The organism is Bacillus sp. LR_5, from assembly GCF_042709275.1.
In genome coordinates, this window is sequence record NZ_JAVAXX010000471.1 from 1 (window position 1) to 3,160 (window position 3,160).

General features: G+C 46.2%; 1 protein-coding gene. It reads right to left on the reverse strand.

The window, feature by feature from the left end:
• Positions 1-6: 6 nt before the first annotated feature.
• Positions 7-3,160: surfactin resistance protein SrfP (srfP, locus tag RAC86_RS37210; RefSeq protein ID WP_377886813.1), on the reverse strand; the 3,154-nt coding region annotated here is incomplete at its 5' end.

Below are 3,160 nucleotides of genomic sequence, written 5' to 3' on the forward strand. Positions count from 1 at the left end.
AGTTTTTTACTCTTCTTCCGTTCCCGGTTTTTTCTTGCGGAACTTCGCCAATACTTCATATACGATTGGCACGATCAAGAGCGTCAGAAGCGTTGAACTGATCAAGCCGCCGATAACCGTGACGCCGAGTCCTTTTGAAATGACCTGGCTTCCGCCTTCGAAGCCGAGGGCTAATGGAATCAAGGCGCCGATTGTCGCAATGGCTGTCATCAGGATCGGACGGAGTCGTGTAGAGCCGGCTTCCAAGAGCGCTTCTCTCGTAGACAGGCCTTCCGCTTCCTTATGAATCACGCGGTCAATTAAGACAATCGCATTCGTGACAACGATACCGATCAGCATGAGCATACCGATCATGGCGTTCAGACTGATCGTTTCACCTGATACGTAAAGTCCGACCAGGGCACCGATGACTGTGAACGGCAATGAGAACAGAATCGCAAATGGCGCTAGTGCTCCGCCGAAGGTAATCACGAGCACAAGGTAAACGATCGCTATTGCTGCCAGCATCGCTAAACCGAGCTTCGTGAAGGAATCAGCGATATCCGCTGATACGCCGCCTGTGTCAATCGATACGTTATCAGGATGGTCTAGCTTATCGATTTTCTTCTGGATAGCAGTTGATACGGCTGTGACGTTGTCAGATGTAACCTCACCTGTGACATCCGCATAGACTTTTCCGTCACGTTTTGACACGGTATCTGATGTTGATCCTTCCTTCACTTTTGCCACATCGCCGATTTTGACTTCCTGGCCAGTCGCGGAAGTGATCTTTTTATTCTCTAAATCTTTCACACTCTTATACTCGTCTTTTTCTGTCTTAATGTTCACATCAAGCTCTTTGCCGTCTTTTTTCACAGTTGTGAGCGGTTCTTGTGATGTTTGTGACATTAAGGCCTGAGAAATTTGAGACGCAGTTAAACCGAGTTTGCTTAGTTTTTCTTGGTCAGCGACAAATGTGTACTCATCATATGTGCTGGAAAGGCCTGAATTTACGTTTTTCAGATCCTTTTCATCTTTCATGATTTTTTCAATGTCTTTGACCGTGTCTTTAATATCGTTTTCAGAATCGCCATACACATAGTATGTTAATTGGTTGTTATTGCCTGAAGAGCTGAAGTCCTGTGACTTCCATTCTCCGCGGTCAGATTGCTTTTGGATTTCCTTCAGAACGTTATCTTTTTCTTTATCAAAGTCAGGTGTGTCGCTTTCATATTTGATATAGAATAACGCACCGTTAGAATCTCCTCCGGCAAGCGGACTGCCAGAGCCTAATGAATACTGAACCGTATCGACATGCTTGCGGTCAAGCAGGATTTTTTCTGCTTTTACAGCTTCATTTTCGGCTTCTTTTTTCGTTTCACCCGGTTCTGGGCTGTATGTGAGCTGCATCGTTTTTTCTTCCTCGGACGGCAGGTAGCTGGCACCGATTAGCGGTACAAGGAACAAGCTTCCAAGGAGCATCAGAACAGCGATGATAGACGTGATCCATTTGTGGCTCAGCGCCCAGTTCAATACTTTTTTATAGATGTTTGCAAGTCTGCCAGGTTTGTGTTCTTTCGCTTTAATCGGCGCACCCGTTAATGATTTTTTGAACAGGCTGTGTGCGAGCATCGGCACAAGCGTGATTGAAATCACCAGGGATGCGGCAAGCGCAAAAACAATCGTTAAGGCAAATGGAATAAACAATTCACCGATTTGTCCGCCTACAAGTGCGAGCGGCAGGAATACCGCGATTGTCACAATCGTTGATGACATGATCGGTTTAAACATTTCCTTCGTCGCTTCACGAACCAAGGCTTTTCCGCGGAGCGGCTCATCTTTGAGTCTCATGCGGCGGTAAATGTTCTCGATCACAACGATGGAGTCATCGACTACACGTCCGATGGCAACGGTCATTGCGCCGAGCGTCATAATATTCAATGTGATATCAAGCTGCTGCAGCACAAGGAGTGCGATCAGCAATGATAATGGAATTGAAACAACAGAAATTAATGTTGATTTGATATCTCTTAAGAATAAGAGAATAATCACAATCGCAAAAATAGCACCGAAGATGGCTTTGCTTAACATCGTGTCAACTGACTGTGTGATCGGCTCCGCCATGTCGAGAGTTGCGCTGTAATTGAAGCCTTTATGGTCTTCTTTGAACTTCTTCAGCTCAGCTTTGACATTGTCGGCAACCTCTACCGTATTCGCATCGTTTGCTTTGACGATATTGATGCCGATGCTGTCTTTGCCATTTGTGCGTGAAACAGATTCAGCTTTTTTCACATCTTTAATTGTAGCAATGTCAGAAAGCTTGACTGTCGGCACTGCTGTGCTTGCGCTTTGCTGCGCCTGTGCTGCCGCTTGTGCGCTTTGGGCTGCTTGAGCACTCTGCGCACCCGCTTGAGATGCTGCGCTGCTGCCTGCACTTGAAGCAGATACCGTCGGGATTCTCATATTCTTCAAATCTTTAATTGTTTCAATATCGCCGCTGACGACGACAGATTTTTCTTCATTTCCGAATGTGTACAATCCAAGCGGAGTTGTCACATCTGAACCTTGAATCACTTGCTTGACTGTATCTTCATCAAGGCCGTATTCCTTCAGTTTGTCTTCTTTGAAAGAGAATTCAACCTCTTCCACCTGCTGGCCTGATACTTGGACGGACGCAACGCCTTCTATGCCTTCAAGTTTAGAAACGAGGCTGTCCTCCACTTGTTTCGTCAGCTCTTGCAGGTTATCTTTATCACTGGACACGCTCAGCGTCAGAATCGGGAATGAGTTCAAGCTGTAGCGTGAAATCTCCGGATCCTTCGCGTCATCAGGCAGGTTGACGTTTTCTAACGCTTCAGCTGCTACTGTTTTCGCTTTGTCCATATCTTTCTCATAATCATATTCAATCATGACCGACGATGCGTTTTCATAGGACGTCGACGTCACAACGCTGACACCGTCCAAGTTCTGTACGGCTTGTTCAACCGGTTTGGTCACTTCATCAGCCACTTGGCTTGGTGTTGCACCCGGATATGTCGTGCTGATCGTCAAGTAAGGCATGTTCACGTCAGGAATAGACTCTTGCTTCATATTCATACCCGCATACAAGCCGGCTGCCGTTACAATAATCGTCATCAGCCATACGGCGAATTTGTTTTTCAGAACGAAATTAATAACGTGG